28 protein-coding genes and 1 pseudogene are annotated in these 24,981 nt (G+C 32.3%); 26 read left to right on the top strand and 3 right to left on the bottom strand.

Going from position 1 to position 24,981, the window contains the following annotated elements; genetic code table 11:
* The first annotated feature begins 284 nt into the window (after positions 1-284).
* The 17 genes and pseudogenes from CINF_RS04510 to CINF_RS04430 all read left to right on the top strand — a co-directional run bounded on the left by CINF_RS04510 (position 285) and on the right by CINF_RS04430 (position 12,257).
* Positions 285-974: a hypothetical protein gene (locus CINF_RS04510; protein ID WP_179975903.1), complete on the top strand. Its 690-nt coding sequence runs from the start codon at positions 285-287 to the stop codon at positions 972-974.
* Position 975: 1 nt separating this feature from the next.
* A complete protein-coding gene (locus CINF_RS04505; protein WP_179975902.1) occupies positions 976-1,272 on the top strand; it encodes an alpha/beta hydrolase family protein in 297 nt (98 codons plus the stop codon).
* A 1-nt stretch (position 1,273) separates the two neighbouring features.
* Positions 1,274-1,645 (top strand): hypothetical protein, encoded by a 372-nt coding sequence (locus tag CINF_RS04500; RefSeq protein WP_179975901.1) that lies wholly within the window; start codon positions 1,274-1,276, stop codon positions 1,643-1,645.
* Positions 1,646-1,648: 3 nt separating this feature from the next.
* The gene (locus CINF_RS04495; protein ID WP_179975900.1) at positions 1,649-1,951 is read left to right on the top strand and encodes a hypothetical protein; all 303 of its coding nucleotides are present in this window, start codon (positions 1,649-1,651) and stop codon (positions 1,949-1,951) included.
* Positions 1,952-2,338: 387 nt separating this feature from the next.
* Positions 2,339-2,908, top strand: coding sequence for a hypothetical protein (locus CINF_RS04490; protein ID WP_178697451.1), 570 nt, complete (start codon positions 2,339-2,341; stop codon positions 2,906-2,908).
* Positions 2,901-4,109, top strand: coding sequence for a hypothetical protein (locus tag CINF_RS04485; RefSeq protein WP_179975899.1), 1,209 nt, complete (start codon positions 2,901-2,903; stop codon positions 4,107-4,109). The genes CINF_RS04490 and CINF_RS04485 overlap by 8 nt, the downstream gene beginning before the upstream one ends.
* Before the next feature lie 209 nt (positions 4,110-4,318).
* On the top strand, positions 4,319-4,894 hold the full coding sequence (locus CINF_RS04480) for a hypothetical protein (RefSeq protein ID WP_179975898.1): 576 nt from the start codon (positions 4,319-4,321) through the stop codon (positions 4,892-4,894).
* 10 nt (positions 4,895-4,904) lie between these two features.
* Positions 4,905-6,101, top strand: coding sequence for a hypothetical protein (locus CINF_RS04475; RefSeq protein WP_179975897.1), 1,197 nt, complete (start codon positions 4,905-4,907; stop codon positions 6,099-6,101).
* Between the two features lie 123 nt (positions 6,102-6,224).
* Positions 6,225-6,542, top strand: coding sequence for a hypothetical protein (locus CINF_RS04470; protein ID WP_179975896.1), 318 nt, complete (start codon positions 6,225-6,227; stop codon positions 6,540-6,542).
* Positions 6,543-6,552: 10 nt separating this feature from the next.
* Positions 6,553-6,948, top strand: a complete 396-nt coding sequence (locus CINF_RS04465; RefSeq protein WP_179975895.1) for a hypothetical protein — start codon at positions 6,553-6,555, stop codon at positions 6,946-6,948.
* Positions 6,949-7,447: 499 nt separating this feature from the next.
* Complete coding sequence (locus CINF_RS04460; RefSeq protein WP_179975894.1) at positions 7,448-7,738, top strand: hypothetical protein; 291 nt, start codon at positions 7,448-7,450, stop codon at positions 7,736-7,738.
* Between the two features lie 285 nt (positions 7,739-8,023).
* A pseudogene (locus CINF_RS08960) lies at positions 8,024-8,146 on the top strand (ATP-binding protein); the annotation flags it as partial.
* A 418-nt stretch (positions 8,147-8,564) separates the two neighbouring features.
* Positions 8,565-9,125 carry a hypothetical protein gene (locus CINF_RS04450; RefSeq protein WP_179975893.1) on the top strand — a complete coding sequence of 187 codons (561 nt, stop codon included), beginning with the start codon at positions 8,565-8,567 and terminating at the stop codon, positions 9,123-9,125.
* A 228-nt stretch (positions 9,126-9,353) separates the two neighbouring features.
* Positions 9,354-9,503: a hypothetical protein gene (locus CINF_RS04445; RefSeq protein ID WP_179975892.1), complete on the top strand. Its 150-nt coding sequence runs from the start codon at positions 9,354-9,356 to the stop codon at positions 9,501-9,503.
* A gap of 43 nt (positions 9,504-9,546) precedes the next feature.
* The gene (locus tag CINF_RS04440) at positions 9,547-10,110 is read left to right on the top strand and encodes a hypothetical protein (RefSeq protein ID WP_179975891.1); all 564 of its coding nucleotides are present in this window, start codon (positions 9,547-9,549) and stop codon (positions 10,108-10,110) included.
* Between the two features lie 354 nt (positions 10,111-10,464).
* Entirely contained in the window at positions 10,465-11,364 is a 900-nt protein-coding gene (locus CINF_RS04435; protein ID WP_179975890.1) for a cation diffusion facilitator family transporter, read from the top strand.
* Between the two features lie 14 nt (positions 11,365-11,378).
* Positions 11,379-12,257 (top strand): carbon-nitrogen hydrolase, encoded by an 879-nt coding sequence (locus tag CINF_RS04430; protein ID WP_179975889.1) that lies wholly within the window; start codon positions 11,379-11,381, stop codon positions 12,255-12,257.
* Between the two features lie 149 nt (positions 12,258-12,406).
* Here the strand turns inward: CINF_RS04430 and CINF_RS04425 are convergent, their stop codons facing one another.
* The 3 genes from CINF_RS04425 to uvrB form a co-directional block, all read right to left on the bottom strand.
* Positions 12,407-13,192 (bottom strand): pyridoxine 5'-phosphate synthase, encoded by a 786-nt coding sequence (locus CINF_RS04425; RefSeq protein WP_179975888.1) that lies wholly within the window; start codon positions 13,190-13,192, stop codon positions 12,407-12,409.
* Positions 13,189-14,025 carry a J domain-containing protein gene (locus tag CINF_RS04420; RefSeq protein WP_179975887.1) on the bottom strand — a complete coding sequence of 279 codons (837 nt, stop codon included), beginning with the start codon at positions 14,023-14,025 and terminating at the stop codon, positions 13,189-13,191. Before CINF_RS04420 ends, CINF_RS04425 begins: the two co-directional genes overlap by 4 nt.
* Before the next feature lie 227 nt (positions 14,026-14,252).
* Entirely contained in the window at positions 14,253-16,235 is a 1,983-nt protein-coding gene (gene uvrB / locus CINF_RS04415) for an excinuclease ABC subunit UvrB (protein ID WP_179975886.1), read from the bottom strand.
* A 201-nt stretch (positions 16,236-16,436) separates the two neighbouring features.
* On the opposite strand from uvrB, the gene CINF_RS04410 reads away from it, so the two are divergent.
* The 9 genes from CINF_RS04410 (at position 16,437) to CINF_RS04370 (ending at position 24,979) form a co-directional block, all read left to right on the top strand.
* Positions 16,437-17,621 carry an FtsW/RodA/SpoVE family cell cycle protein gene (locus CINF_RS04410; RefSeq protein WP_179975885.1) on the top strand — a complete coding sequence of 395 codons (1,185 nt, stop codon included), beginning with the start codon at positions 16,437-16,439 and terminating at the stop codon, positions 17,619-17,621.
* 23 nt (positions 17,622-17,644) lie between these two features.
* Entirely contained in the window at positions 17,645-18,661 is a 1,017-nt protein-coding gene (locus tag CINF_RS04405; RefSeq protein ID WP_179975884.1) for a UDP-N-acetylglucosamine--N-acetylmuramyl-(pentapeptide) pyrophosphoryl-undecaprenol N-acetylglucosamine transferase, read from the top strand.
* 89 nt (positions 18,662-18,750) lie between these two features.
* On the top strand, positions 18,751-19,080 hold the full coding sequence (locus CINF_RS04400) for an HU family DNA-binding protein (protein WP_275690516.1): 330 nt from the start codon (positions 18,751-18,753) through the stop codon (positions 19,078-19,080).
* Between the two features lie 144 nt (positions 19,081-19,224).
* A complete protein-coding gene (locus CINF_RS04395) occupies positions 19,225-19,470 on the top strand; it encodes an RNA-binding S4 domain-containing protein (protein WP_179975883.1) in 246 nt (81 codons plus the stop codon).
* 179 nt (positions 19,471-19,649) lie between these two features.
* Entirely contained in the window at positions 19,650-20,051 is a 402-nt protein-coding gene (tsaE, locus tag CINF_RS04390) for a tRNA (adenosine(37)-N6)-threonylcarbamoyltransferase complex ATPase subunit type 1 TsaE (protein ID WP_179975882.1), read from the top strand.
* A gap of 71 nt (positions 20,052-20,122) precedes the next feature.
* A complete protein-coding gene (gene lptB, locus CINF_RS04385; RefSeq protein WP_178696521.1) occupies positions 20,123-20,848 on the top strand; it encodes an LPS export ABC transporter ATP-binding protein in 726 nt (241 codons plus the stop codon).
* 8 nt (positions 20,849-20,856) lie between these two features.
* The gene (locus CINF_RS04380; RefSeq protein ID WP_179975881.1) at positions 20,857-22,101 is read left to right on the top strand and encodes an RNA polymerase factor sigma-54; all 1,245 of its coding nucleotides are present in this window, start codon (positions 20,857-20,859) and stop codon (positions 22,099-22,101) included.
* A gap of 239 nt (positions 22,102-22,340) precedes the next feature.
* The gene (gene aroB, locus CINF_RS04375; RefSeq protein ID WP_179975880.1) at positions 22,341-23,387 is read left to right on the top strand and encodes a 3-dehydroquinate synthase; all 1,047 of its coding nucleotides are present in this window, start codon (positions 22,341-22,343) and stop codon (positions 23,385-23,387) included.
* Positions 23,384-24,979 carry a mechanosensitive ion channel domain-containing protein gene (locus CINF_RS04370; protein ID WP_179975879.1) on the top strand — a complete coding sequence of 532 codons (1,596 nt, stop codon included), beginning with the start codon at positions 23,384-23,386 and terminating at the stop codon, positions 24,977-24,979. The genes aroB and CINF_RS04370 overlap by 4 nt, the downstream gene beginning before the upstream one ends.
* The last annotated feature ends 2 nt before the right edge of the window (positions 24,980-24,981 follow it).

Raw genomic sequence — 24,981 nt, 5'->3', positions numbered from 1 at the left:
AATCTTTATCAAAATATATTAAAATTTTAAAAAATTTTTAATATAAAAACTGCAAATAAAAGCTAGCTAATTGCGCTATCATATGAGAAAACTTAGTATGGCTTAGAAAATTAAAATTCAACATTCAAAAATTAAGATATTTTACAAAATAAGCAAATAAAATTAAAACAACAAGCTTAGCACAATAGCACAAGATTATTGATTTTTTTACAAGACTTATTTAAAATATTAATTAGAATTTTATAATTAAAAAATACAAAATTTTTTTAAAGGAATTTTATTTTATGATTTTTTTGATAATTATTCTTATGTTTGTGCCTTTTTGTGTTTTGCTTGCTTATTTGTATGCTTATGTGCTTTTTGGCGTGCTAAATCTTAGTAAAAATCTTAGCGTAAAAATAAGCTTTTTGGTTTTTTATGCGATTTTTACTTTGCTTATTTTATATTTTGGCTTTGGGGTTACTTTATTTCTTGCCGTGCCTGTAATAATTTTATCAATACTAATACTTAAAAGAAAAGGGTATTTTACAAACTTCACAAAAGTAAAACTAGCAATGTCTAGTGTGTGTATTTTGGTCTTTACTTGGCAGTTAGAAGTGCCACAGACAATAATAGTAAATCTTTTGCCAGTAAAGCTTGAAATAGTTAATGATGATTTTGAGTATATTGAAAATCCTAAGCAGAATTTTGGTAGAAAGCATAATATAGATTTTGATAATTTTGAGCGAAAAGAAAGCAAGAATTTTCTTAACTTTAAATATACAAAATATAATATTTTTGCTTGTGATGATTTTACTTGTAAAGGAGATAAAAAATATGTAGGATATATGTGGAAACCTTGGAGTGAACGGAGTTTTTGGGGCGGATGTGTCAATCTTGTTGGGCGATGCTTGGGGAGCATAGAACAATATAAAACGAAATTTGAATATTTTGTAGAATATTCAAATTTACCGCAATTTAATAAAGGAAAATAAAATGAAAAATCAAAATATATCATTAAATGAAGTAAAAAATTCAGCATTTCTAGCAAATGCTAGTTATGGCAATGTTGGTGGAGATAAAAAAGATGATTTGCCTAACTTAGGTGAAACAATCACAAACGACACCACAAATTCTAGTTTTCAAGTAGTGGAACAAACAAATGAGGATGGTGGCGGTTTTAGTGGAACTGTGTTTAAAAACACTGAAACAAATAAATATGTTATAGCCTTTCGTGGCACTAGCATTAGTATTCCAAGAGATTTTATAGATAATGCCATAATGGGGAAATAAGATGAGTTTATTTCATATAGACTGCGAATGTGGGCAAAAGATACCAAAAAACGGCGATATAGGTGCACCGCCTAGAAAAAAGCCAAAATTTTGGGGTTTTGGACTCCGTGATGAGCTACCTACTTATGATAGAAAATGCCCTAAATGTGGAGCAGAGTATAAGAAATATTGGATTGTAGGTCACCTGCAAAATTTATCAAATGTATTGATGTTGCCTATTATATTGGTTTCATCTCATTTTATTTGTAAAATTTTTTTTGGTAAGCAAGATTTATTTCTCTATGTTTGTCTTGCTGTATTTGTAGTTTGGTTTTGCGTCGAGATTTTTGCACTGTATGCTCAACCTTATAAAAAAATAATAAAGAAAGGATAAAAAATGGATTTTTTAAAACATATTGAAGATTTTGGTAAAGGTGTACTTGATAGTAATGATAAAGCATTCAATGAAATTCTAGTTTGGCAAGATAAAAACAGCGATGGTATAAGCCAAAAAAATGAGCTAAAAACTCTAAATGAGCATAATATTAAAAGCATAGATTTAGAATTTATGGCTGATAATACAGCCCTAGATAAAGATAATAAGCAAATTCTAGTTGGTAGCTTTGCTATAAATGATAGCGATAACTCACTGGCTAGTGATATAGATTTTAGCGTAAATAGCATAAAAATAAGTGCTTAAATTCTAGAATTTAAGGAATTTTAGAATTTGGGCATTTGTGTATTTGTTGGAGGGTTAAATTTCTAGAATTTAGAGGTTTATTTTATATTAAAATATGTAAATTTATTCTTTAAAAATATTTAAATATTTTTTTAGAAAGATAAATTAATAAAATTCTAGAATTTGTGTAATATTTATCTAGAATTTAGCTTAAAAAAGTTGGAATGCGGATTTTATTTTAGAAAAATGGTTTTAGATGAATTTTAAATTTGAAATTTTATTTATACAATTTACATAAAATTCTTTAAATTCTAGAATTTAGTAAAGAAAGTTATAAAAAACTATAAGTAAATGATATTTATTTAATAAGTTATTTAAATAAATACTACTTTTTTGAAAGGTTTAAAAATGAAAATAAAAGAAAAGTTAGCAAATTTTAAGACAAATTTTGATGATAAATTTGAGAAAAATAAAAATACATTTTATATATTAACTTACATTATATTAATAATGTTATTTGGGCCTTTACTTCTTGAATACGATACCATTAGAACATTCCCAAAACCACTAGAATACCTTTATAAAGTAAAAGGGGAAGTTAGTTCTTATGGTTATAGCAAAAAGGATGTAACACACGGAACATTGATTTTAAAACTAGATAATGGAGATTTGGAACGATTTCGTATATTTTCATGGGATGATGAAATTTATAAAAATTTAAAAGGTAAAATGGTTGTAATTTATGCATCAGAGGCTACTTTTTTAAGCGAACCAACTATAAAACAAATCGAAAATATTGAAGGTGAAATTTTAATAAAATATGATTTTAATAAAGAAATAAATAATAGAACAAAAAGAACTCTGGATGAATTTTTATTCTATTTTTATGTGATTTTATCTTTTATTTTTATCCAAATACTTTTTTATGACCTTAGACTACAATATAAGAAATCAAAACAAGGAGTAAAAAATGGCTAATGAAATTTTAAATTCTCTTTTGAGAATAAAAATTGATGGTGAGCTTAATATAGGTAATATGATGAACTCTTTTGTAGGAACAAATATAGATATAGCCAAGATGAAAGATGAGGCATCTCTTAATAATTTAAGAGACTTAGCCATTGATACTGCGAAGCTTGGGCATAGCATTGTGGAGGGTTTGGCAAAGCCGCTTCCTGGTATCGGTGTAGGCGTTGGCGCAGTTTCCCTATGGAATAACTGGAATAAAATTCAAAATAAAAAAGATACAGATAAAATAACAGATCAAGAAATTCTAAATGTAATTAGCGATACCACTGGCTTGATTGCCTCAGCTGCTGGCACAGCAGCCGTGATAGGTACTACTGCTGCGGCTGGTGTGTCACTTGGGCTTGTGGGTGTTGGGCTTGGTGTGATTAGCGTAGGCACTGGCATTATCGCCTATGGTATGGGAGGTAGCACTGCTATAAGCGATGGTGTAAGTGCTATGAATAAAGCATTTAGTGAGCTTGCAGATACGCTTGGTGCGGCGTATGATAAAGCACTAGAAAGCGTGAGTGGAGCTTTGGATAAAGCATTTGATTCTATAATGAGTGGGAGGAAGTTACCTAGTGCTGATTATACCGACCTTGTAAATAAGCTACACGAAATAAATACCAAAATGTCAAATAATGGCGATACGCTAAATATCTCACTTTACGACCCTATTGCTCTTGATTTAAATGCTAATGGCAAGATCGATACTCTAAGCCTAGAAAATGGCGTATTTTTTGATCACAATGGTGATAAAGTAGCTTTTAAATCAAGCTGGGTAAATAGTAGTGATGGCATTTTAGCAAGAGATATAGATGGCGATGGGGCTATTACAAGCGGAGCAGAATTATTTGGCAATTTTACAAGGCTAAAAAATGGCGAGTTAGCTAAAAACGGCGCCCAGGCTTTAAAAGATTTAGATGATAATAATGATGGTATTTTTGATAGTAATGATAAAGCCTTTAATGAAATTTTAGTTTGGCAAGATAAAAACAGCGATGGTATAAGCCAAAAAAATGAGCTAAAAACTCTAAATGAGCATAATATTAAAAGCATAGATTTAGAATTTATGGCTGATAACACAGCCCTAGATAAAGATAATAAGCAAATTTTAATTGGCTCATTTAAGATTAGTTCTAGTGTAAATAGTGTAAAAATAAGTGCCTAAATTCTAGAATTTAAGGAATTTTAGACTTTGAGCATTTGTGTATTTGCTGTGGGTTAAATTCTAGAATTTAAAAAGATAAATTTTAGAATTTAAATATTTAAATATATTACTTAAATTATATAATTTAAGTAATATATTGAGCTTTATTTTATATAAAAAGATAAAATTATAGTTTTTGGTTTAAATTTTAAAAATGAAAGGATGTAAAAATGAGAGACTATGACAAAGAGCCATTGATAATAAAGACAGAGCAACTTCATTTATTTTTATTTGACTTTGTCTGGTGTCTTATTGGTATTTCTGTCATTTATATTGGCCTAGAAGATGCTTTTGGCGAGAGAAAAACTCATTATCCTATGGCTGGTGTTGCTATTGGGCTTAGTATAATTTTTATGTCAATTTATTCAATAATTAAAGTCAAAAAATCACCTAAATTATTTACAAAAATTTATAATGATAAAATAATTAGAGATTACATTTTTGAAGATAATAAAGTAAAAATCTGGGAGATAAAAAATCCATATAAAGTTACTTGGTATTTTAAATCTATTTGGCCCAAAGAAAAAGTTAAAGATGGAAAGAATATTCTTTATTATGCTTTTAGGCTGATTTTTTGGGCTCTTGGTATGTTATTATTTTTAGTTTTATTTGCTATAAATAAATTTAAACTTCAAAAATATTATATCATAGAAAATGATGATTATATTTTTTCTGTAAAAATGACAGATGAAACAAAAGAGTTTTTTGGCGAAACAAAATTTTCTTGGAAAATACACTTAATATAAAGGAGAAAAAATGAGTAATGTTCTTAGCACAAATGAGGTGGCTAAAAATAAGGTGCCTGATCTTTTAAAAGATACTTTGACTGTTACTGGGATTATAAAAGATGGCATAATTGATTTTGCTGTTTTAGCAAGCGATAATGTAAAGGCTTTACTAAAAGGTTCTGCTAAGCCCTTACAGGCTTTTATAGAAGCTGTGGATGGCAAAGATTGGCAACAAATTAGTGGCAAAATGCTAGGTGCGACTATTGATGTGTTTGCTTTTACTAAAGCATTAAAGTTGTTAAAATTCTCACCTAATAAAGAGTATTTAATTGGTGCAGGTGCTAGTTCTGGTGCTTTCGTAGCCGACAAACTAGACTTTTCGTTCGCTGATTACTCTGAAAAAGCTTTTCCTGCTGCTGCGAAGTTTTGGGAGAAATTAAGCAGTGATGAAGAATACGCAAATCAAGTATTAGACGGCTTAAAAAAAGTAGCAGATGAAAAACAATTTACAAATTACTATAAAAACACTACGATAGAGAAATTTTTAAGTGATTTTAAGGAGTTATTGACACCGCTAGATCCAAAAGACTTTATAAGTGATACTGCTAATGCCTACAAAGACAAGCAATATGTGGATTTCGCTGGTGCTTTAAAATACTTTAACGAAGATGGCTCTGTAAATTTTGCTAAATATTTAGCAGATACTGCGAATATCTCACTTTACGACCCTATCGCTCTTGATCTTGATGGTAACGGCAAGATAGATACTCTAAGCCTAGAAAACGGCGTATTTTTTGATCACAATGGTGATAAAGTAGCTTTTAAATCAAGCTGGGTAAATAGTAGTGATGGCATTTTAGCAAGAGATATAGATGGTGATGGTAAAATCACTAGCGGAGCAGAATTATTTGGCAACTTCACAAAACTAAAAAATGGCGAGTTAGCTAAAAACGGCGCCCAGGCTTTAAAAGATTTAGATGATAATAATGATGGCATTTTTGATAGTAATGATAAAGCCTTTAATGAAATTTTAGTTTGGCAAGATAAAAACAGCGATGGTATAAGCCAAAAAAATGAGCTAAAAACTCTAAATGAGCATAATATTAAAAGCATAGATTTAGAATTTATGGCTGATAATACAGCCCTAGATAAAGATAATAAGCAAATTTTAATTGGCTCATTTAAGATTAGTTCTAGTGTAAATAGTGTAAAAATAAGTGCCTAAATTCTAGAATGTGTGTAATATTCTAACTAGAATTTAGCTTTAAAAAGTTCTTTGCCAAAATGCGGGTTTTGGTTTTTTAGACAATGATTTTTTGGCTAAATTCTAGAATTAAGGATTGATTTAATGAGAGAAAAATATTTAAAAATATGTTCTTTTGCTAAAAGTAGAAATATGCAAATTATTTTGTTTGTTTTAGTTTCTATTGTTTATTTAGTTTGTGTTGTATTTGCTCTTGGAATATCATATTTCTTATATTTACCAAGTATTCAACAATTTTTATATGTATTTGGATCATTTTTAAGCATTTGCCTATATTACAAAACTTTTGAAAAACTCATAAAAAAAAGAAATATTTTTTTTAATTTATTATTTTTATCTTTTTTTATTTTATTTTTTGTTATTTCAGTTTTCAATATAAAGCTTTTGATACCAAATTATTAAAGGAGAAAAAATGTCAAATATTGGTTTTATTGGCGTTGTAAATATAGAGCGCAGAGAAAAAATATATGTTTATCAAGAGGATAAAGTCTCATACAAAAAAGGAGATATTAGCAAATCAGCTGCTGGTCATATGCATGTTAAATTTGTAAATTTATCAACTGGTGAGGTTCAAAATTTTGGTTTTGAATCATCTTATATAGAAGCTTTTGGCGACGGGCAAGTGGTACATCACGACAGTGAGGCTTATATAGGTAAGCCAGATCTTATTAGCCCTTTCGCTTTAGATTATGAAAATGGAAATAATGCCATCAAATATTGGGAGAATTTAGAAGAATTTCCAAATGATTATAATCTTTTCATAGATACTTGTATTGATTATCTAGAATTTAGCTTAAAAAAAAGCTAGCTTTTTGCTAGAATGCGGGTTTTGGTTTTAGAAAATGATTTTTTGCTTAAATTCTAGAATTAAGGATTGATTTAATGAGAGAAAAATATTTAAAAATATGTTCTTTTGCTAAAAGTAGAAATATGCAAATTGTGTTGTTTGTGTTGGTTAGTTTTACTGCGACTTTTTATGCCTTTATGGTTATTTTTTCTGCTTATTTTCTTGGATACATATTTTTTTCTGTGTTTAATTCAATTATTCAAAAATTTTCAATAATTTTTTTCTTGCAAAATTATCCCTTGCTTCTTGAAAGATATTTAAGCTTTTTTGGTGTTAGCATTTTATGCGTTTTATATCCTTTTTTACTTTTATTTTTATTTACCAAAACCCTTGACAAGCTTAAAAAATCAAAGTCAATTTTTATTGATTTATTTATTTTTATTTTATTATTTTGCGTTGCTGATTTGGTATTTTTTACATTTGAACTAACCGTAAAAGCTTTTTATTAAAGGATATTTTGATGAAAAATCTTTTTCTCGCTTTTAGTGTTTTTATAGTTTTACCTATTGTTTTTGTTAGTATTTACAAGTTAATTATTTTGCTTTTAAATAATTTATCAAATATTTTTAAAGCAGCCGTTTTTGGTTTTGGCATTATTTTATATATAATTATAGTTTTTGGTATTTTTTCGCTTTTTAATAAGTGCTTAAAAAAGCTAAAAAATAACGAAAGTTTAGAATATAACTTTTATATTTATTATATAAGCATAGCTATATTGTATTGCTTTGGTGTTAGATTATTTAATTTGTAAAAAGGAGAAAAAATGAAAGAAATTAAGTTTATTGCTGTTGCTAACATTGAGTCATCTGTTGCTTTAAGAAACGATGACAAAGAATCGGTGGCTGGTCATGTTTGGATTAAATACTTAAACTTAGAAACTGGGGAAATCCAAAACTATGGATATGAATTAGATGGCTCAAATCCTTTTTACAACAATGGAAAAGTAACGCATTATGATGATGAATTATATTTAGGAAAATCTCTTTTAGTAAGCACAAGATTAGATAAATATGCTAAGAATATAGAAGTAAATATGGCGCTAAATGATGATGATACCCTCACTTGCGCCATCATAGACAGGCTCATCCACCACAGCCACATCATTAGCATTAGCGGGCAAAGTTATAGACTAAGGGATAAAGCAAGGCTTTTAAACTAGAATTTGGGCTTTTTTATATTTCTCTACTGCGATTTTTTTAAATTCTAGAATTTCGCCCCACGCTGTCATTATCCGTCCATTTCTATGTCATTGTCCGCTTTAAGCGGACAATCTCTTTTTTAAAACTCTAAATTTTAGAATTTAGCTCTTTAAATTCTAAAATTTTCTTACTGAGATTGCTTCGGTCGTTTCGCCCCCCCCAATAACTGCGAGGGCTAAATTCAGAATTTAGCCTTTTATCTATGTAGTATTATTTTTAAATCATATAATTTATTTTTTAAAATTATTAAATTACATAATAATATAATTTTAGTCATATTTAGCTACTAGCTAGAATTTAGCTCAAAAAAGTTAGAATACGGAGTTTGGTTTAAAATTCAATGATTTTTACCAAAATTTAATATTTAAAAGAGTTGAAATGAAAATAAAAGAAAAGTTGGCTGAAATTAACGAAAGTATTTATCAAAAATTTTTGGCTAATAGAAGAGAATTATTTCGTTTATGCAGTTTTTTTTGTGCTGTATTATGTGCTGGTAGCCTTTTTTTGTTATGGTTGGCTAGTCCTGATGGAACACCGCTTGAAAAAATGGATAAATTTAGTGGTAAAGTTATATATGCTGGTTATAGCACAAAAAATGGCGTTGGGACTTTAAAGCTAGAACAGAGTAATGGAGATGTAAAACATTTTGAAATACACAAAAGAGATGAAAAAATTTATAATAGCGTAATGGGAAAATGGGTAAAAATTTATGCCTCAAAATATTCTTTTTCAAGCATGAAAAGGGTTGAACAATTACAAAATGAAAAAGCAGAAGTGCTAAAAAAATATGATTATTTAAGTTCATTAAAAAGTTTTAAAAACACATTTACAAACTTCTTTTTTGGTGGAGTTATTTCTATGGCTTTAATTTTAGGTTTTATATTATCTGAGCTTGTGTTCTATGATTTGGTAAAAAGTAAAAACAAAAAAATTTCTTAATTTTACTTACTCTAAAATGAATATTTATGCTTGTGATGATTTTGATTGTAAGGGAGATAAAAAATATGTAGGATTTTACTGGGAGCCTTGGAGCTATGCAAGCACACTTGGATGCATTAATGGTGTAAGCAGAAGTTGCAATAGATCTATAAACAGAAACAAAAGAGGTCGTGACTACTTAATGTCATTTATAGAAAATAGAAAAATAAAATAATAAGAGTAAAAACAATGAATAAACCAACATTAGAAAATGTAAAAAACTTAGCTTTTTTATCAAATGAAAGCTATAAAACGGCTGTTAATACAGTTCAAAAAGGTGAAGAAAAAGAGCAGATGTCTTTTAAACAGCCTTTAAAAAAACTCTGCTACAAATTCTAGTTTTTAATAGTTGAAATTTTAAAACATTCTAAAAGGCGAAAATATGAACAATGATGTTGAATGTCTGGCAGTTATAGAAAATAATCATTTAAAAGTTAATCATTTAGTGATTGTATTAATTGTTCTCTTTGCGAGTATTTGGTTTTTAATTTCTTATTTTAATGATGCAATAAGATGGTATGAGAAAACGGCAATTATATTTTGCTCGATTTCTTGTTTTTATTGTTTATATGAAATTTTCTCTTTAATAAAACGCAAAAAAATTTATACAAAAATTTACAATAACAAAATAATTCATGAATACTACGATAAATCAGGGCAACTTAGCATAATAGAAATAGAAAAACCTTATAATATTTACTGTCAATATTACGGGGGGATGACTTCTTTAAAAAGTAAAGAAAAATTAAATATTTTATACAAAGCTTTTTTATTTGTAGAATTTAATATTGTTCGTATTATCGCTATAATAATATTTTTTATTTACAATGGTTTTAAATTAAAAACATATTATATTGTCGATAGCAAAGATTATAGATTTTATTTCAAGGCAAACAAAAAAATAATAGAGCATTTTGGCGATGTTAAGGTTTTTTGGAAACTTTAAGTATTTATAAATATAAGTTTATAAGAAAAAATGTCGAATTTAATGCCAAAACTCAAATGCCATAATTAGCTAAAAACGGCGCCCAGGATTTAAAAGATTTAGATGATAATGCGGGTTTTGCTTAAAATTTTAAGTTTAATTGGTTTAAGTTGTTATGCGGTATTTAAAATTTTAAAATTTAAGTGTATTTACCCAAGCAAGCTTTAAATTTTAGCTTAATTAAAATTTAAAAATATTAAATTAAATTAAATTACAATTTAAACGCTCTCAATACAAATTTTATTATCAAAAACGTTCATAAATGATAAAAAATCTGCTAAAATGCGCCCTTAAAATTTTAAATAAAGCATTAAAATGAAAGATAAAATCACTCCGCCATTAATAGCTGGCATCGCATCTAGCACGCTGGCTTTGATTAAATTGGTTTTTGGTTTGGCTAGTGGTTCGGTGGCTGTGCTAAGCTCAGCAGCTGATAGCCTAAGCGATACGCTAATTAGCATTATAAATTATTTTGCCCTTAAAAAATCTCGCAGCACACCAAATGCAAGGTTTAATTTTGGTTTTGGCAAATTAGAAGCATTAAGCGCGCTCACTCAAAGCCTGCTAATAATTGCTGCTGGGCTATTTGTGGCGTATTCAAGTATTGAAAATTTCATAAGGCCAAGAGAGCTAAATTTAGGCGTTGGTATGCTGGTGATGATAATTTCTATCATAATTACAGCTTGTTTGGTGCTTTATTTGCGCCGTGCGGCCATAAAATACCAAAGCCTAATAATTCGCGCCGATGCCCTAAATTACGAAGCAGATCTCATTACAAATGCTGCTACTTTGCTTGCGCTTTTATTGGTGTGGATAAGTGGTTTTGTGATAGTAGATGCGTTATTTGGGCTGGCACTTAGCGCATATATTATTTTTAAGGCTGGCACTTTGGCTAAAACTAGCATTTATGATTTGCTTGATGAAGCCTTAAATCAAACTGAAATTCAGCAAATTTTAGATATCATCAAACAAAAAAAAGAGATAATCAATTTTCACTCGTTTCGCACACGAAAGAGTGGTAATATCAATATTTTAAGCGTTCATTTAGAATTTGTGCCTGATATTTTGCTTTTAAATGCGCACGAGGTTTCAAAACAAATAGAAAATGAGATTAAAAGCACTTTTGGCGAGCAAAAATGGATATTTGAAATACATTTTGATACAGATGATGATAGTGCCGATGAACTTTATGCTGAAAATTTGGCTTTAAAATAACAAAAAGGATAAAAATGAAAGTAGCTTTAATAGCCCATAAATATTGCGGTAGCAAGGATGAAACCATCAAAAAAACGCTATCTTTAATACAAAAAGCAGCACTAGATGGCGCACAACTTGTGTGCTTACAAGAATTACACCAAGGCCCATATTTTTGCCAAGATGAAAATGTGGATAATTTTGAGCTTGCAAGAGATTTTGAGAGCGATTGTAAGTTTTGGGGTGAAGTGGCTTGTAAATATGGCGTAGTGCTGGTTACTTCGCTATTTGAGCAAAGGGCGCCAGGGCTTTATCACAATAGTGCCGTGGTATTTGAAAAAAATGGCGTAATCGCTGGCAAATACCGCAAAATGCATATCCCAGACGATCCAAATTTTTATGAAAAATTTTATTTCACGCCAGGTGATTTGGGTTTTGAGCCGATAAATACTAGCGCTGGGCGTCTTGGCGTGCTGGTGTGCTGGGATCAGTGGTATCCAGAAGCAGCTAGGATTATGGCGCTAAAAGGCGCGCAAATGCTGATATATCCAACAGCAATAGGTTGGTTTAAAAATGATAGCGATGATGAAAAAATCAGGCAATTAAACGCGTGGAAAGCCGTTCAGCGCGGGCATGCCGTGGCAAACTCACTGCCTGTTATCACAATAAACCGCATCGGTTTTGAGAGCGCACCATACGCAAAAGATGAAGATGATGGCATTTTGTTTTGGGGCAATAGCTTTGTTTATGGCGCACAAGGTGAAGAGCTTTTTATGAGCGATGAAAGTAGCGAGCTAGCCAAGGTAGTAGAAATCGATATGGCGCGCTGCGAGAATGTGCGAAGATGGTGGCCGTTTTTACGCGATCGCAGAATAGATGCGTATGATGAAATTTTAAAAAGATATTGTTTATAAAGATTTGATTTTTTAACTCTAAAAAGCTTGTAATTATGCTTTTGGCGTTTAAATAAGCTCTTATTTAAAATTTTAGCTTAAATTAAGGCTTATAAAATTCATTATGGCGCGCTAAATATAAATTTTAAGTTTATAAAGTTTTATAAATTTTAAATATGCGCGCGCAAAAGTGCTTTCATCTCTTTTACGGCTAGGTTTAAGCCAGTAAAAACAGAGCGCGCGATGATGCTTTGGCCGATATTTAGCTCAAAAATTTGCGGAATTTGCGCTACTAGGCATACATTTTGGTAGTTTAGTCCGTGTCCAGCGGCTACTTTGATGTTGTGTTTATTTGCGTAAATTGCGGTGTTTTGTATATTTGCTAGCTCGTTTAAGAGATTGGCTTTAAGCGCGTTTTTATCAAGGCAAGCAAGGCTTGGGATAGAATATTTGGTGTGGGATAAATTGCTATTTAGCATTAAAAAAGCATTTGCGTATGCGCCTGTGTGAAGCTCTACTATATCGCAATCAAGCTCTTTTGTGGCGTCTATTGCGTCTTTTAGCGGATCTATAAAAAGTGAAATTTCAATTTCGTTTTCTTTTAGTTTTTTTATGGCCTCTTTTAGCCCTTTTGCTTTTAGGTTTAATCCGCCCTCTGTGGTCAGCTCGGCTCTGCGCTCAGGCACGATTGTAGCGCGCTGTGGGCGTAAATTACAGATTATATCAATTATGCTAGGTTCAATGCTGCATTCAATATTTACAGGCACTTTACAAAGTTTTATGATGTTTAAGGCATCGTTTTCATCGATATGGCGGCGATCTTCGCGCAAATGCACGGTGATTTGATCAGCGCCGCCACTAATTGCTTCATACATACCAGCGATGATATCAGGGTCATTTACCGCCCTAGCTGCGCGCAAAACGCAAATATGATCGATATTTACACCTAAATTCACGCTATGCCTTTAAAAATTTTATCTTGTTCGGCAAAATACGGCTTTAAGGCCTCGTAGGCAAAATTTATTTCTTGAAATTTCTCTCTTAGCTTGGCGTTATCGGCGTTTAGTTTATTGGCGCTATCTGGATGGTAGAGTTTGCTTAAATGCAAATAATTTGCGCGTACGGTTTCAAAACCATCATCTAAATTACAACCAAGCATAATAAAATGCTCTTCAAGCAAGCTAGCAAGCATAGTAAAACGGCGCTTATACGCGCAACTATCGATAGTACCGATGATCTTACAAAACTCACCATAAGCTTTTTGATCGTAAATAAAATTAAGTGTGTAGTTTAAATGCTCTTTAAAGCTGATTATATCGCTTAGGCGTTCTAATTCGCTAGCATCGCCGATGATAAAGCGAAGTATATGAGAAAGCCCATCGTGCTTAGCACCGATCATTTTTACTAGGTATTTTTTGAGTAAATTATCGGCAAATTTTACATCAAAGATTACAGAATTTTTATCAAAATACATAGGCAGATTTATTAAAATTTTAATTGAGTTTGCCTTTTTAAATACCAGCTTAATATCGGCATTTTGGCTGTTTGTAAAATCTAAGTTAGTAGAATTTATGCGCTCAAAAATTTTAGAGATTAGTTTTAAAAAATATCTTCTTTGGACTAGTTCATTTACATTATAAAATGCGATTATTTTTTGTTTTGAACCAATTGATCGCTCAAAGCAACTACGCATTTTGCTAGCAAGACTCATAAAAAGCTCATCATCACTAGTGCTAATTACGATAGAATTTTCACCGCAAAGCACCTTAAAATCACGCTCTACGCTCATTTGATATCTCCAAAGTAAGCAAAAATTATTCCGTAAAATTCCTAATTATATCATAAAAACGCCAAATTTTAATATTTTTTGCTTGATTTTTTTATAAAAATATTGATTTTTAAGGATAAATAGATTATTTGCGGCATAAAATTTGTAAATTTTATAAAATTTATTAGGGTTTTGGATTGAAATTTTGGTGGTTATTTAACATTTAAGTGCTGGTAAATGATTTTGCATTAAATCTCGCGGAGTTTTGCTATTTCATCTCTTAGGGCAATAGCCTTTTCAAATTCCAAATTTTTGGCCGCTTGGAGCATTTGCGCTTTTAATTCTTTTATGATTTTGGCGCGCTCGTTTGCTGGGAGTTTTTCAAGTTTTTTGCTTTTATTTAGTAATTCGGCTTGGTTATTTTCTTGATGAAGGCTTTGTTCTACTTTCCGGGCTACTGAGCGCGGGGTGATGCCGTGGGCTTTGTTGTATTCATCTTGGATTTTGCGGCGGTGGGTTGTAATATCTATGGCTTCTTGCATAGATTTTGTAATTTTATTTGCAAAAAGCAAAACCGTGCCGTTTTCATTTCTAGCTGCTCGTCCCATGGTTTGAATTAACGCCGTAGCCGAGCGCAAAAAGCCTTCTTTATCAGCATCCATCACCGCCACAAGTGCCACCTCTGGCAAATCCAGCCCTTCGCGCAATAAATTTATGCCTATTAACATATCAAAAACTCCCGTGCGAAGTCCGCGAATTAGCTCGTTTCGCTCGATGGCATCGATGTCTGAATGTATATATTTTACCTTTATGCCAAGTTCTAAATAATACTTACAAAGCTCTTGTGCCATTTTTTTAGTTAGCGTGGTTACTAGCACTTTATCGCCATTTTGTATGCTTTTTTTGGCTCTATCGTATAAAATTTCTACTTGATTATCGCTTGGGATTACTTCGATTTTTGGGTCTAATAAGCCAGTAGGGCGCAAGATTTGCTCATAAACACAACCCTTGCTAAGCTCTAATTCATAAGTATTTGGCGTAGCTGAAACAAAAAGAAAATGTGCTTTTTTATTGATAAACTCGTCAAATTTTAATGGGCGATTATCAAGCGCGCTAGGCAAGCGAAAGCCGTATTCAACCAGCACATCTTTACGGCTTTTATCGCCTGCATACATGCCGCGAAATTGTGGCAAACTCACATGGCTTTCATCGACTATTACTAAGTATTCTTTATTTTTGATTTCATAATAATCAAACATTGTATAAGGCGTTTGTCCTGCCATCTGCCCTGTTAAATAGCGCGCGTAGTTTTCTATGCCTTTTGTCATACCGGTGGTTTTAAGCATTTCTAAATCAAACTCCACGCGCTGTTTTAGGCGCTGGTATTCTACTAGGCGATTATTTTCTTTGTAAAATTTTAAACGCTCGCTAAGCTCGTTTTGAATGCCTAAAATGGCAGATTGTAGGCGGTTTTGGCTTACGATGAATTGCGAAGTGGCATAAAGGGTAAATTTATTAAAATTTTGAATTTTTTTATTTTCTAATGCGTCAAAGCTATAAAGTGCTTCTATTTCATCACCAAAAAACTCTATGCGAATTGCGCTATCATTATAATAAGCTGGATAAATATCAACCACATCGCCATTTACGCGAAAATCGCCCCTGTCAAAATACGCATCATTTCGCTTATAGCCCATATCCACAAGCTTTAAAAGCAGTTCTTTTTGGCTAATTTTTTGGTTTAATTCTAAAAACATCACCATGCCTTGATACTCCCCAGGATTGCCTAAGCCGTAATTTGCTGATACTGAGGCTATTACTATTACATTATCAAAGCTCAATAAATTCGCACTAGCACTTAGGCGCATTCGCTCTAATTCATCGTTGATTGAGCTGTCTTTTTCTATAAAAAGATCTTGGCGCGGGATGTAAGCTTCTGGCTGGTAGTAATCATAATAGCTTATAAAATATTCCACATAATCCTTGCTAAAAAAACCCTTAAACTCGCTATAAAGCTGAGCTGCAAGGGATTTGTTGTGTGTCATTATTAGGGTTGGGATATTCAAGCGCGCGATGATATTTGCCATACTAAAAGTTTTGCCGCTGCCAGTAACGCCTAAGAGCGTGGCGTATTGCGCGCCATCATTAAAGGCCTTTACAATGCCATCTACTGCGTTTTTTTGATCTTGGCTTAGTTTAAAGTCGCTAGTTAGGGTAAAAAGTTTTTGCATTCGCAGATTATAACTAAAATTTTAAAATTTGCTTTATTTTTTTGCGCGTTATTCAAACTGACTTGAAATTTTAAAATTTCTTTAAAGATAAAATTTGCTTAAATTTTAAAATTTCAAGCGCGCGCAGATGCAATTTTAAGCTATTTAAAGTAAAAAATGCTAGAATTTGCCCTTTTAAAATTTTAAAACATAAGGCAAATAATGGGCGTAGATAAATCGCTTTTTTATACTACTTCATTTTTAATATCCGTTGGGATTGCGTTTTCGCTTTCACTTAGTGTTTATACTACGCTTTATTTTGATGTGCCGGTTTATCATTTTTTTATACGGCAATTTTGCGTGGGCATGGCTTGTATTTTTATTATTTGGTTGCTTTCTCGTTTTGATGCTAGTAAGCAGATTTTAGGTGGTTTGACGGCTTTTGAGATTGTTGGTTTTATGCTTTTTATTGGTTCGTTTATTGCGATGGCGATAATGGAGATTTTGCCTAGTTCTCTTGTGCCATTAACAGGCGGAGCAAGGCGCTGGATACGGCTTGGGCCTGTATCGTTAGCGCCTGTGGAGTTTTTTAAGATTGGTTTTGTGTTTTTTTTGTCTTGGAGTTTTAATCGCAAGCTAGATAGAAGTAAAAGAGGCATTAAAGAAGAATTTACATTGCTTATACCGTATTTTGCGCTTTTTGGCATTGCTGGATTTTTTATACTAATTTTACAAAAAGATTTTGGGCAAATTTTTTTGCTTATTCTTACTTTGATTATTTTAAGCACTTTTGCTGGAGCTTCTAAGCGGTTTTTTGTGTTAGTTGGCGCGGTTTTGAGTGCTATTTTAGCCATTGCCATTATCATGCAACCTCACCGCATAAGGCGTTTGGAGGGCTGGTGGGTAACAAATCAAGATTTTATTTTATCTTTTTTGCCTACTGAATACGCAAAATTATTGTATCTCACAGACGCACAAGAGCCTTATCAAATTACGCACTCGCTAAATGCTATGTATCATGGCGGGATTTTTGGCACGGGGCTTGGCGGAGGGACTTTTAAGCTTGGGTTTTTAAGCGAAGTGCATACGGATTTTGTGCTTTCTGGTATGTCAGAAGAAATAGGCTTTGTGGGGATTTTATTTTTAACTTGTGCGCTAATATGGGTGATTTTTAGAATTTTAAAAATTAGTTCAAGAAGTGAAAATAATGTGTATCATTTATTTTGTCTAGGTGTGGCTACTGTGATGTCTGTGGCGTTTTTAATGAATGCTTATGGGGTAACTTCTATCACGCCAGTTAAAGGCATAGCGGTGCCGTTTTTAAGCTATGGTGGTAGTTCGCTACTTGCGCTTAGTTTTGGTATTGGTATGGTGCTTATGGTAAGCAAAAAAGCTAATTTATCGTAAATTTTAATTAAAGGCAAGTTATTATGATTTGTATTACAGGTGGTGGAACGGGCGGGCATTTAGCGATTGCAAAAACTCTTGCAACCGAGCTAAACTCGCGTGGCATAAAATGTATTTTTATAGGTTCGCAAAAAGGGCAAGATAGAGCGTGGTTTGAAAACTCAGAGCTTTTTAGTAAAACTTATTTTTTGCCAAGTTCTGGTGTGGTTGATAAAAAGGGGCTTAAAAAATTTTTATCATTATTAAATATATTAAAGCTAATTAAGCAATGCCACGCGATTTTTAAAAAAGATGAAATTTGCGCTGTAATTAGCGTGGGCGGGTATTCAAGTGCTAGCGCAAGTATGGCTGGCGTGCTATTTGCTAAGCCTTTATTTTTACACGAGCAAAACGCAATAATAGGGCGTTTAAATGCGCTTTTAAAGCCCTTTGCTAAGGGATTTTTTAGCTCATATTTTGAGCCAAAATACGATTATCCAATAGATAAAAAATTTTTTGAGGGCGCAAGAATTAGGAAAGAATTAAAGCAAATTTTATTTTTAGGCGGTTCGCAAGGGGCTAGCTTTATAAATTCCCTTGCCTTAAACCTAGCCCCATCTTTGAATGAAATGGGCATTAAAATAAGCCACCAAAGCGGAGAAAAAGAGTTTGGGCAAATTTGCAAAAATTATGAAAAATTAGGCATTCAAGCTGATGTTTTTGCTTTTAGCAAGGATATGCCAAGATTGATGAATAAGGCTGATATTTGCGTAAGTAGAGCAGGGGCTAGTAGTTTATGGGAATTAAGCGCAAATGCCCTGCCTTGCGTGTTTATCCCTTATGCTCACGCAGCTAGCGATCATCAATACCACAACGCAAAATTTCTAAGCGATTTAGGACTTTGCGTGCTTAAAAGACAAAATGAAATTGATGCAAAACTTATGCTAGATATTATAAAAAATATGAACTTAGAGCAAATTTCAAAAGGGTTACAAGGGCAAATTTCAAGCGGTGGAGCTAGCAAAATTATTGATTTTGTGCTAGAAAATATCAAAAAATAACCACAAAAGCCCATAAAATATATAAAATTTATTAAAATTTACGAAAAATTCGCGCTTTTTTCTTGCTTTTTATTAAAAAACTCAGTAAAATGCGCCTCACACTCCAATATAAAGGATTTACTATGACAAAAGCAGAATTTGTCAGTTTAGTTGCTTCAAAAGCTGATCTAACCAAAAAAGACAGCGAAAAAGCTCTTGATGCTATCATTGAAAGCATAGAAGAAACACTAAAAAAAGGCGAGAGCGTAACTTTCGTTGGTTTTGGTACTTTTAGTGTAACTGAGCGTGCAGCTCGCACAGCTCGCGTGCCAAGAAGTGGCAAAGAGATAAAAGTTCCAGCTAAAAATGCTGTAAAATTTAAAGTCGGCAAAAATTTCAAAGATTTAATCGCTGGCACAAAAACTAAGAAAAAGAAATAATTTTTTTGGTTTAGCCCTGAATTTTCAGGGCTTTTTTTATTTTATAATCCCAAATTCTTTTAAAATTTTAAAAATAGCAAAAATATAAGCAAAATTTATTCCAAATTTTATTTACTTTAAATTTTTTTTACGCTAAAATGCCTTATGCGTGTAGATAAATTTTTAAACATAGTAAATATCACAAAGCGCCGTGCAATTAGCGAGGATATGTGCAAAAGTGGCGTAGTTAGCATAAATGGCATAGTGGCAAAACCATCAAAAGATGTAAAAATCGGCGATGTTATTAGTATAAAGTTTTTGGTGCGCGAGGCAAAATATCAGGTTTTGGCAATCCCAACTACTAAAACCATAGCAAAAAGCGCAGTAAATGAATATATCAAACAATTATAAGCCTGGTTTGGATTATTAAAATTTCTAAGCAAAATAAAATTTTAATTATTTTAATGGCTTTTATAAAATAGTGATTTTGTGGCTAATGTGGCGCAGTATAAAATTTACGCGCCATTGCTAGTATTTTAAGCAAATAAAATCATTAAAATTTAAAGAAATTTAAAATTTAAAGCAAATAAATGAAAAAACAATTTATATTAAATGAAAATGAGCTTAATGAGCTGATTAAAGAATTGCCATTAAATGGAGTGATAATTTTACAAGGCGATTTAGCTAGCGGTAAAACCACGCTTTGTAAAAAAATAGCGCAGTTTTTGGGCAAAAATGAAAATCTTAGCTCGCCAACTTTTGCTTTAATGCAAGATTATGGCGATTTGTATCATTATGATTTGTATAGGATAGATTGTGATGAGATTATGCTAAATGGTTTGTTTGAAAATTTTTTTGAAGATGGGCTGCATTTGGTAGAGTGGGGCGATGAAAAGCTCATAAAAAGGCTTTTAAAATACGAAATAAGCGTGTGCGTGGTAAAAATTAGCTTGAAAAAAAATGCGCGCCATTATGAGATAGAAAAACGCTAAATTAAATTAAAAAGCACTAAATTAAGCCTAAAAAACGCAAATAAAAAGGCAAACACGCCAAAGGAATAAAATTGCATAGTTTAGAAATTCAAAATTTAGAAAAAATTATTAAAAAAACAAAAATTATAAATGATATTTCATTACAAATCAGCAGTGGCGAAGTAGTGGGGCTTTTAGGGCCAAATGGCGCTGGCAAAACGACTACTTTTTATATGATTTGCGGGCTTATTGCGCCGACAAAGGGGCGCATTTTACTAAATGGAGCTGATATCACGCGCTTGCCATTACATAAACGCGCAAGGCTTGGTATAGGATATTTGCCCCAAGAAAGCAGTGTTTTTAAGGATTTAAGCGTAGAAGAAAACCTAAAATTAGCTGCGGGCATTATTTATAAGGATAAAAAAACAATACAACAAAAAGTAAATGAAATGCTAAATTTATTAAATATCGAACCTATTCGAGCTAGAAAGGGTTTGAGTTTGAGTGGTGGCGAGCGCAGACGGTGCGAGATTGCTCGTTCGTTGATTATTACACCAAAATTTTTATTGCTTGATGAGCCTTTTGCTGGCGTTGATCCCATAGCTGTGTCTGATATAATGAGCATTATAAAAGAGCTAAAAGCATTAAATATCGGCATTTTAATCACAGATCATAATGTGCGTGAAACCTTATCGATTTGTGAGCGCGCTTATGTTATTAAAGATGGTTCGTTATTAGCGTGCGGTGCTAGCGAGCATTTAACTAATAATAAAGAAGTTCGCGAGCATTATTTAGGTAGTGATTTTAGATTATTTTAAGGTTTAAAATGGCTCTAACGCAAAAACAAAACCAAAAAGGCAGGCTAAACCAAACCCTTCGTTCGTGGCTGCCACTTTTACAAATTTCAAGTGCTGAGCTTAGAGAGCGCATAAATGAGCTTTTAGATGATAATCCCTTTGCTACTTGCGAGCAAAAAATGCCAGAAGATTTTAATAGCTATAAAGATTATAGCGATGCTAGGATTTATGAACCTAGCCTTTATGAGAGTTTATTTGCCCAAATAAACGCGCCCTTATTTAAAAAAGGTAAAGAGCAAGATATAGCAAATGCCATTATAGAGTGCGTTAGCGATGAAGGGTATTTTGAGTATGATGAAAAAATTCTTGGCCCATTTAGCCTAGATGAGATTGAAAATGTGCGTTTAAAATTTCGTTATTTAGAGCCTGTTGGCGTTGGGGCAAAAGATTATAAACAAAGCTTTTTGTGGCAGCTTGATGAGCTTTGCGAGAATGAAATATCCACAAATGATGAAAATTTTAACCTCGATGCTTACGCTCTTGCAAGGCAGATAATTTTGGATTTTGAAAATCTTAGTAAATATACAAAATCTAGCGGTTATGATGGTGCGATTGCTTTAATTCGCCGCCTTAAAAATCCGCCGGCGATGGATTTTATGAGTGCTGATAATGCCATTGCGCCTGATCTTTTTGTAAGCGTGCAAGATGGAGTAATAAACATACAAATTAGCGATGATTTTTATCCACAAATCACAATCGATACCGAAGGTTTAGATGAAAAAATGGACTTTGTAGCCACTTATGTGCGCCAAGCAAAAGATCTAATAGATGCGCTTGAAATGAGAAAATCCACGCTTTATAAAATAGGTTTGATGATAATAGAATATCAATATGAATATTTTTTTGGCGGTGCGATTCGCCCGATGCGTCTAAAAGATATAGCAAGCGATTTAGGGCGCAATCCAAGCACGATTTCAAGGGCGATTGCTAATAAATATTTGCTTGGGCCGCGCGGCACTGTGGCGTTGAAGAGTTTTTTTGCCACAGAAGCGGGCGCAGATGAAATTTCAAATGCTGCTTTGCGCGAGTTTATAAAAGAGCTAATCAAACACGAAGATCATAAAAAACCCCTAAGCGATGAGGCTATTTTAGGCAAAATTAAAGAGCGTTTTGGCGTGGAACTTGTGCGTAGAACCATCACCAAATATCGTAAAATTTTAAATATCGCAGGATCAAGTGAGCGCAAAAGATTATATGATGTAAGCGGGGTTTAAAATAAAATTTGCGCCAAAAAATAATTAAAATTTATGCTTAAAAATAATTAAAATTTGTGCCAAAGCGTGCTTAAAAATAATTAAAATTTGTGCTTGAAATTTTATAAAATATTATTTTTAAAGATAAAATTTTAAAATTTATAAAATTAGCCGTTTAAATGCTAAATTTTAAATTTATTATTTTATAAAATTTGCTAAAATCGCGCAATTTGCTAAAATCGCGCCCTTAAAGGATAAAAATGCAAGAGATTAAAATTAACTTAAAAGATAATTCATATAGTGTGTTTATTGGCGATTTAAAAAACTTAGAGTTTGGATCAAAAGTTGCTATATTGAGCAATCAAAAAGTGGCTGGTTTGCATTTAAAAACTCTTTTAGAGCGCATAAAAGCACCACAAATTAGCATAATTAGTGTCCCAGATGGTGAAGCTTATAAAAATCTTAAAACAATAGAGCAAATTTTAGAGCAGATGTTTTGTTCGTATTTGGATCGCAAAAGCACGCTAATTGCGCTAGGTGGCGGTGTGATTAGCGATATGGGCGGGTTTGCGGCTAGTATTTATGAGCGCGGGATTGATTTTATCAATATCCCAACTACCTTGCTAGCTTGCGTGGATGCTAGCGTGGGCGGTAAAACCGGAGTAAATAACGCCTTTGGTAAAAATTTAATTGGTAGCTTTTATCAGCCAAGGGCGGTGTATTGTGATAGCGCGTTTTTAGCGACCTTGCCAAGCCGTGAGTTAAGAGCTGGAATGGCTGAGGTGATTAAAATGGCGGTGATGTTTGATAAGGATTTTTTTGATTATCTTGTAAATTTTGATTTAAGTGGCGATTTGGCTGGATTTTATGATGAAATAATCAATAAATGCGTGAGATTAAAAGCTAGCGTGGTAGCACAAGATGAAAAAGAAAATGGAGTGCGTGCGGTGTTAAATTATGGGCATACTTTTGCTCATGTGATTGAAAGGCAAAGTGGTTATGGCGAATTTTTACACGGCGAGGCCGTTGGTATGGGCATAATTATGGCAAATGAATTAGCCCTTAGGCTTAATCTTTTAAGCTTAGATGATGCAAATAAAATAAAAGCTTGCTTAGCGCGCTTTAATTTAGCGTTAAATTATAAAATAAAAGATGCCAACGCCTTTTATAATGCTTTTTATTTAGATAAAAAAAGCGCAAATAATAAAATTAAGTTTATCTTGCCAAATGGTAAAATCGGCTCTTATTGCCTACGCGATGATATCGATAAAAGCGTGGTTTTAGATGTGTTACAAGGTTTAAAATGAAAATTATCTTAGCTTTATTTTTAGCTTTAGTTTTAAGTGCTAGCGATTTAAATCAAAGCCTAAATGATGATATAAACGCAAGCCTAAACACAAGCACAAAAAGCCTTAATAATTTAAAAGAAAAATTAGCCAAAATTGATAGAAGTATAAAAAATAACATTTGGATAGCAAGATATGCAAATTATGGCACCTATCAAAGCTTACAAAACAAGCTAAAATCAGCACAAGATGAATTAGAAAAAAGCAAAAAAGAAACTAGCACAATAGAATTAGAACGCAAAATCGCAAGCCTAAAAAGCCAGCTCCAAGCCCTTAGAGAGTTTGAAAGCTCGCCATTTAGCGATTTATTAGCCTTTGGCAATATCGAAGAAGCACCAAAAATCACAAATCCCCTTGCTCTAATAAGCGGATTTTCATATCTAAAACATCTAAAAGCCTTAAAAGATGAAAATTCTTGGCGTTTGAGCGAGCTAAAAAGCGCACTTAGCGCACTTAGAGATAAAAAAGAACTTTTAGAAAAATTTTATGAAAAAGAAAATTTTAAAATTTTAAATGAAAACGATGAAATAGCCTTATATTCTTTAAAAAATAGCCTAAATACTCAAATAAATGATTTTGAAATAGCTCAAGATGTAGCCATAACCACTCACAACATTCACACAAAAAACATCGATGATGCTATAACTGCTATAAATCAAGCCCTAAGAGCGCAAATTAAGCAAAGCATTAGTATTTTTGGCGCTGTGCTAATTATATTTTTAATAGGCTTGGTGCTAAAAATTATTATTAAACGCTATTTAAGCGATAACCAAAAATTCTACACCATAAATAAATTCATAAATATCACCGGCTCTGTAATAATCATTCTTATTTTGCTTTTTGCTTATATTGAAAATGTGGATTATTTAATTACTATTTTAGGTTTTGCATCGGCTGGTTTAGCCATAGCGATGAAAGATATGTTTATGAGCTTGCTTGGTTGGAGCGTGATTATTGCTGGTGGGAGTTTTCATGTGGGCGATAGAGTTAGGGTGCGCTTTGAAAATAGCGATATAGTAGGCGATATTATAGATATAAGCTTGCTTAGAATTACTTTATATGAAGATATTACGCTTACTACTTATAAGCAAAATCGCCGCAGCGGGCGCATAATTTTTGTGCCAAATAATTATATTTTTACTCAAACCATCGCAAACTACACTCACGGCGGTATGAAAACGGTGTGGGACGGCATTGATGTAATGATAAGCTTTGATAGCAATCATAAAAAGGCTGTGTATATAATTAAAAATATCGCAAGACAATACTCAAAAGGCTACACAGATATAGCAAAAACCAAAATGAATAAACTAAGAGAACAATACAGCATAAAAAATACAAATGTAGAGCCTAGAATTTTTACCTTTTTTGAGCCTTATGGCATAAATATTAGTGTGTGGTATCAAACAAACTCATACGCCACGCTAGGACTTAGAAGCACGATAAGTGCTGAGATAATCGAAGCCATAAATAAAGAGCCAGATATTCAAATCACCTATCCAAAACAAGATTTATTTTTGGGTAAAAATAAGCGCGTTGATGAGTTTGTTTAGGA

Origin of the sequence: Candidatus Campylobacter infans, from assembly GCF_013416015.1 — a bacterium.
GTDB classification, from domain to species: domain Bacteria; phylum Campylobacterota; class Campylobacteria; order Campylobacterales; family Campylobacteraceae; genus Campylobacter; species Campylobacter infans.
This window is presented reverse-complemented; position numbering and strand designations above follow the sequence as displayed.

Bases quoted from the DNA above. Each gene is read 5' to 3' on its own strand.
- CINF_RS04510 (WP_179975903.1), top strand. From the start codon at position 285: ATGATTTTTTTGATAATTATTCTTATGTTTGTGCCTTTTTGTGTTTTG.
- CINF_RS04505 (WP_179975902.1), top strand. From the start codon at position 976: ATGAAAAATCAAAATATATCATTAAATGAAGTAAAAAATTCAGCATTT.
- CINF_RS04500 (WP_179975901.1), top strand. From the start codon at position 1,274: ATGAGTTTATTTCATATAGACTGCGAATGTGGGCAAAAGATACCAAAA.
- CINF_RS04495 (WP_179975900.1), top strand. From the start codon at position 1,649: ATGGATTTTTTAAAACATATTGAAGATTTTGGTAAAGGTGTACTTGAT.
- CINF_RS04490 (WP_178697451.1), top strand. From the start codon at position 2,339: ATGAAAATAAAAGAAAAGTTAGCAAATTTTAAGACAAATTTTGATGAT.
- CINF_RS04485 (WP_179975899.1), top strand. From the start codon at position 2,901: ATGGCTAATGAAATTTTAAATTCTCTTTTGAGAATAAAAATTGATGGT.
- CINF_RS04480 (WP_179975898.1), top strand. From the start codon at position 4,319: ATGAGAGACTATGACAAAGAGCCATTGATAATAAAGACAGAGCAACTT.
- CINF_RS04475 (WP_179975897.1), top strand. From the start codon at position 4,905: ATGAGTAATGTTCTTAGCACAAATGAGGTGGCTAAAAATAAGGTGCCT.
- CINF_RS04470 (WP_179975896.1), top strand. From the start codon at position 6,225: ATGAGAGAAAAATATTTAAAAATATGTTCTTTTGCTAAAAGTAGAAAT.
- CINF_RS04465 (WP_179975895.1), top strand. From the start codon at position 6,553: ATGTCAAATATTGGTTTTATTGGCGTTGTAAATATAGAGCGCAGAGAA.
- CINF_RS04460 (WP_179975894.1), top strand. From the start codon at position 7,448: ATGAAAAATCTTTTTCTCGCTTTTAGTGTTTTTATAGTTTTACCTATT.
- CINF_RS04450 (WP_179975893.1), top strand. From the start codon at position 8,565: ATGAAAATAAAAGAAAAGTTGGCTGAAATTAACGAAAGTATTTATCAA.
- CINF_RS04445 (WP_179975892.1), top strand. From the start codon at position 9,354: ATGAATAAACCAACATTAGAAAATGTAAAAAACTTAGCTTTTTTATCA.
- CINF_RS04440 (WP_179975891.1), top strand. From the start codon at position 9,547: ATGAACAATGATGTTGAATGTCTGGCAGTTATAGAAAATAATCATTTA.
- CINF_RS04435 (WP_179975890.1), top strand. From the start codon at position 10,465: ATGAAAGATAAAATCACTCCGCCATTAATAGCTGGCATCGCATCTAGC.
- CINF_RS04430 (WP_179975889.1), top strand. From the start codon at position 11,379: ATGAAAGTAGCTTTAATAGCCCATAAATATTGCGGTAGCAAGGATGAA.
- CINF_RS04420 (WP_179975887.1), bottom strand. From the start codon at position 14,025: ATGAGCGTAGAGCGTGATTTTAAGGTGCTTTGCGGTGAAAATTCTATC.
- uvrB (WP_179975886.1), bottom strand. From the start codon at position 16,235: ATGCAAAAACTTTTTACCCTAACTAGCGACTTTAAACTAAGCCAAGAT.
- CINF_RS04410 (WP_179975885.1), top strand. From the start codon at position 16,437: ATGGGCGTAGATAAATCGCTTTTTTATACTACTTCATTTTTAATATCC.
- CINF_RS04405 (WP_179975884.1), top strand. From the start codon at position 17,645: ATGATTTGTATTACAGGTGGTGGAACGGGCGGGCATTTAGCGATTGCA.
- CINF_RS04400 (WP_275690516.1), top strand. From the start codon at position 18,751: ATGCGCCTCACACTCCAATATAAAGGATTTACTATGACAAAAGCAGAA.
- CINF_RS04395 (WP_179975883.1), top strand. From the start codon at position 19,225: ATGCGTGTAGATAAATTTTTAAACATAGTAAATATCACAAAGCGCCGT.
- tsaE (WP_179975882.1), top strand. From the start codon at position 19,650: ATGAAAAAACAATTTATATTAAATGAAAATGAGCTTAATGAGCTGATT.
- CINF_RS04380 (WP_179975881.1), top strand. From the start codon at position 20,857: ATGGCTCTAACGCAAAAACAAAACCAAAAAGGCAGGCTAAACCAAACC.
- aroB (WP_179975880.1), top strand. From the start codon at position 22,341: ATGCAAGAGATTAAAATTAACTTAAAAGATAATTCATATAGTGTGTTT.
- CINF_RS04370 (WP_179975879.1), top strand. From the start codon at position 23,384: ATGAAAATTATCTTAGCTTTATTTTTAGCTTTAGTTTTAAGTGCTAGC.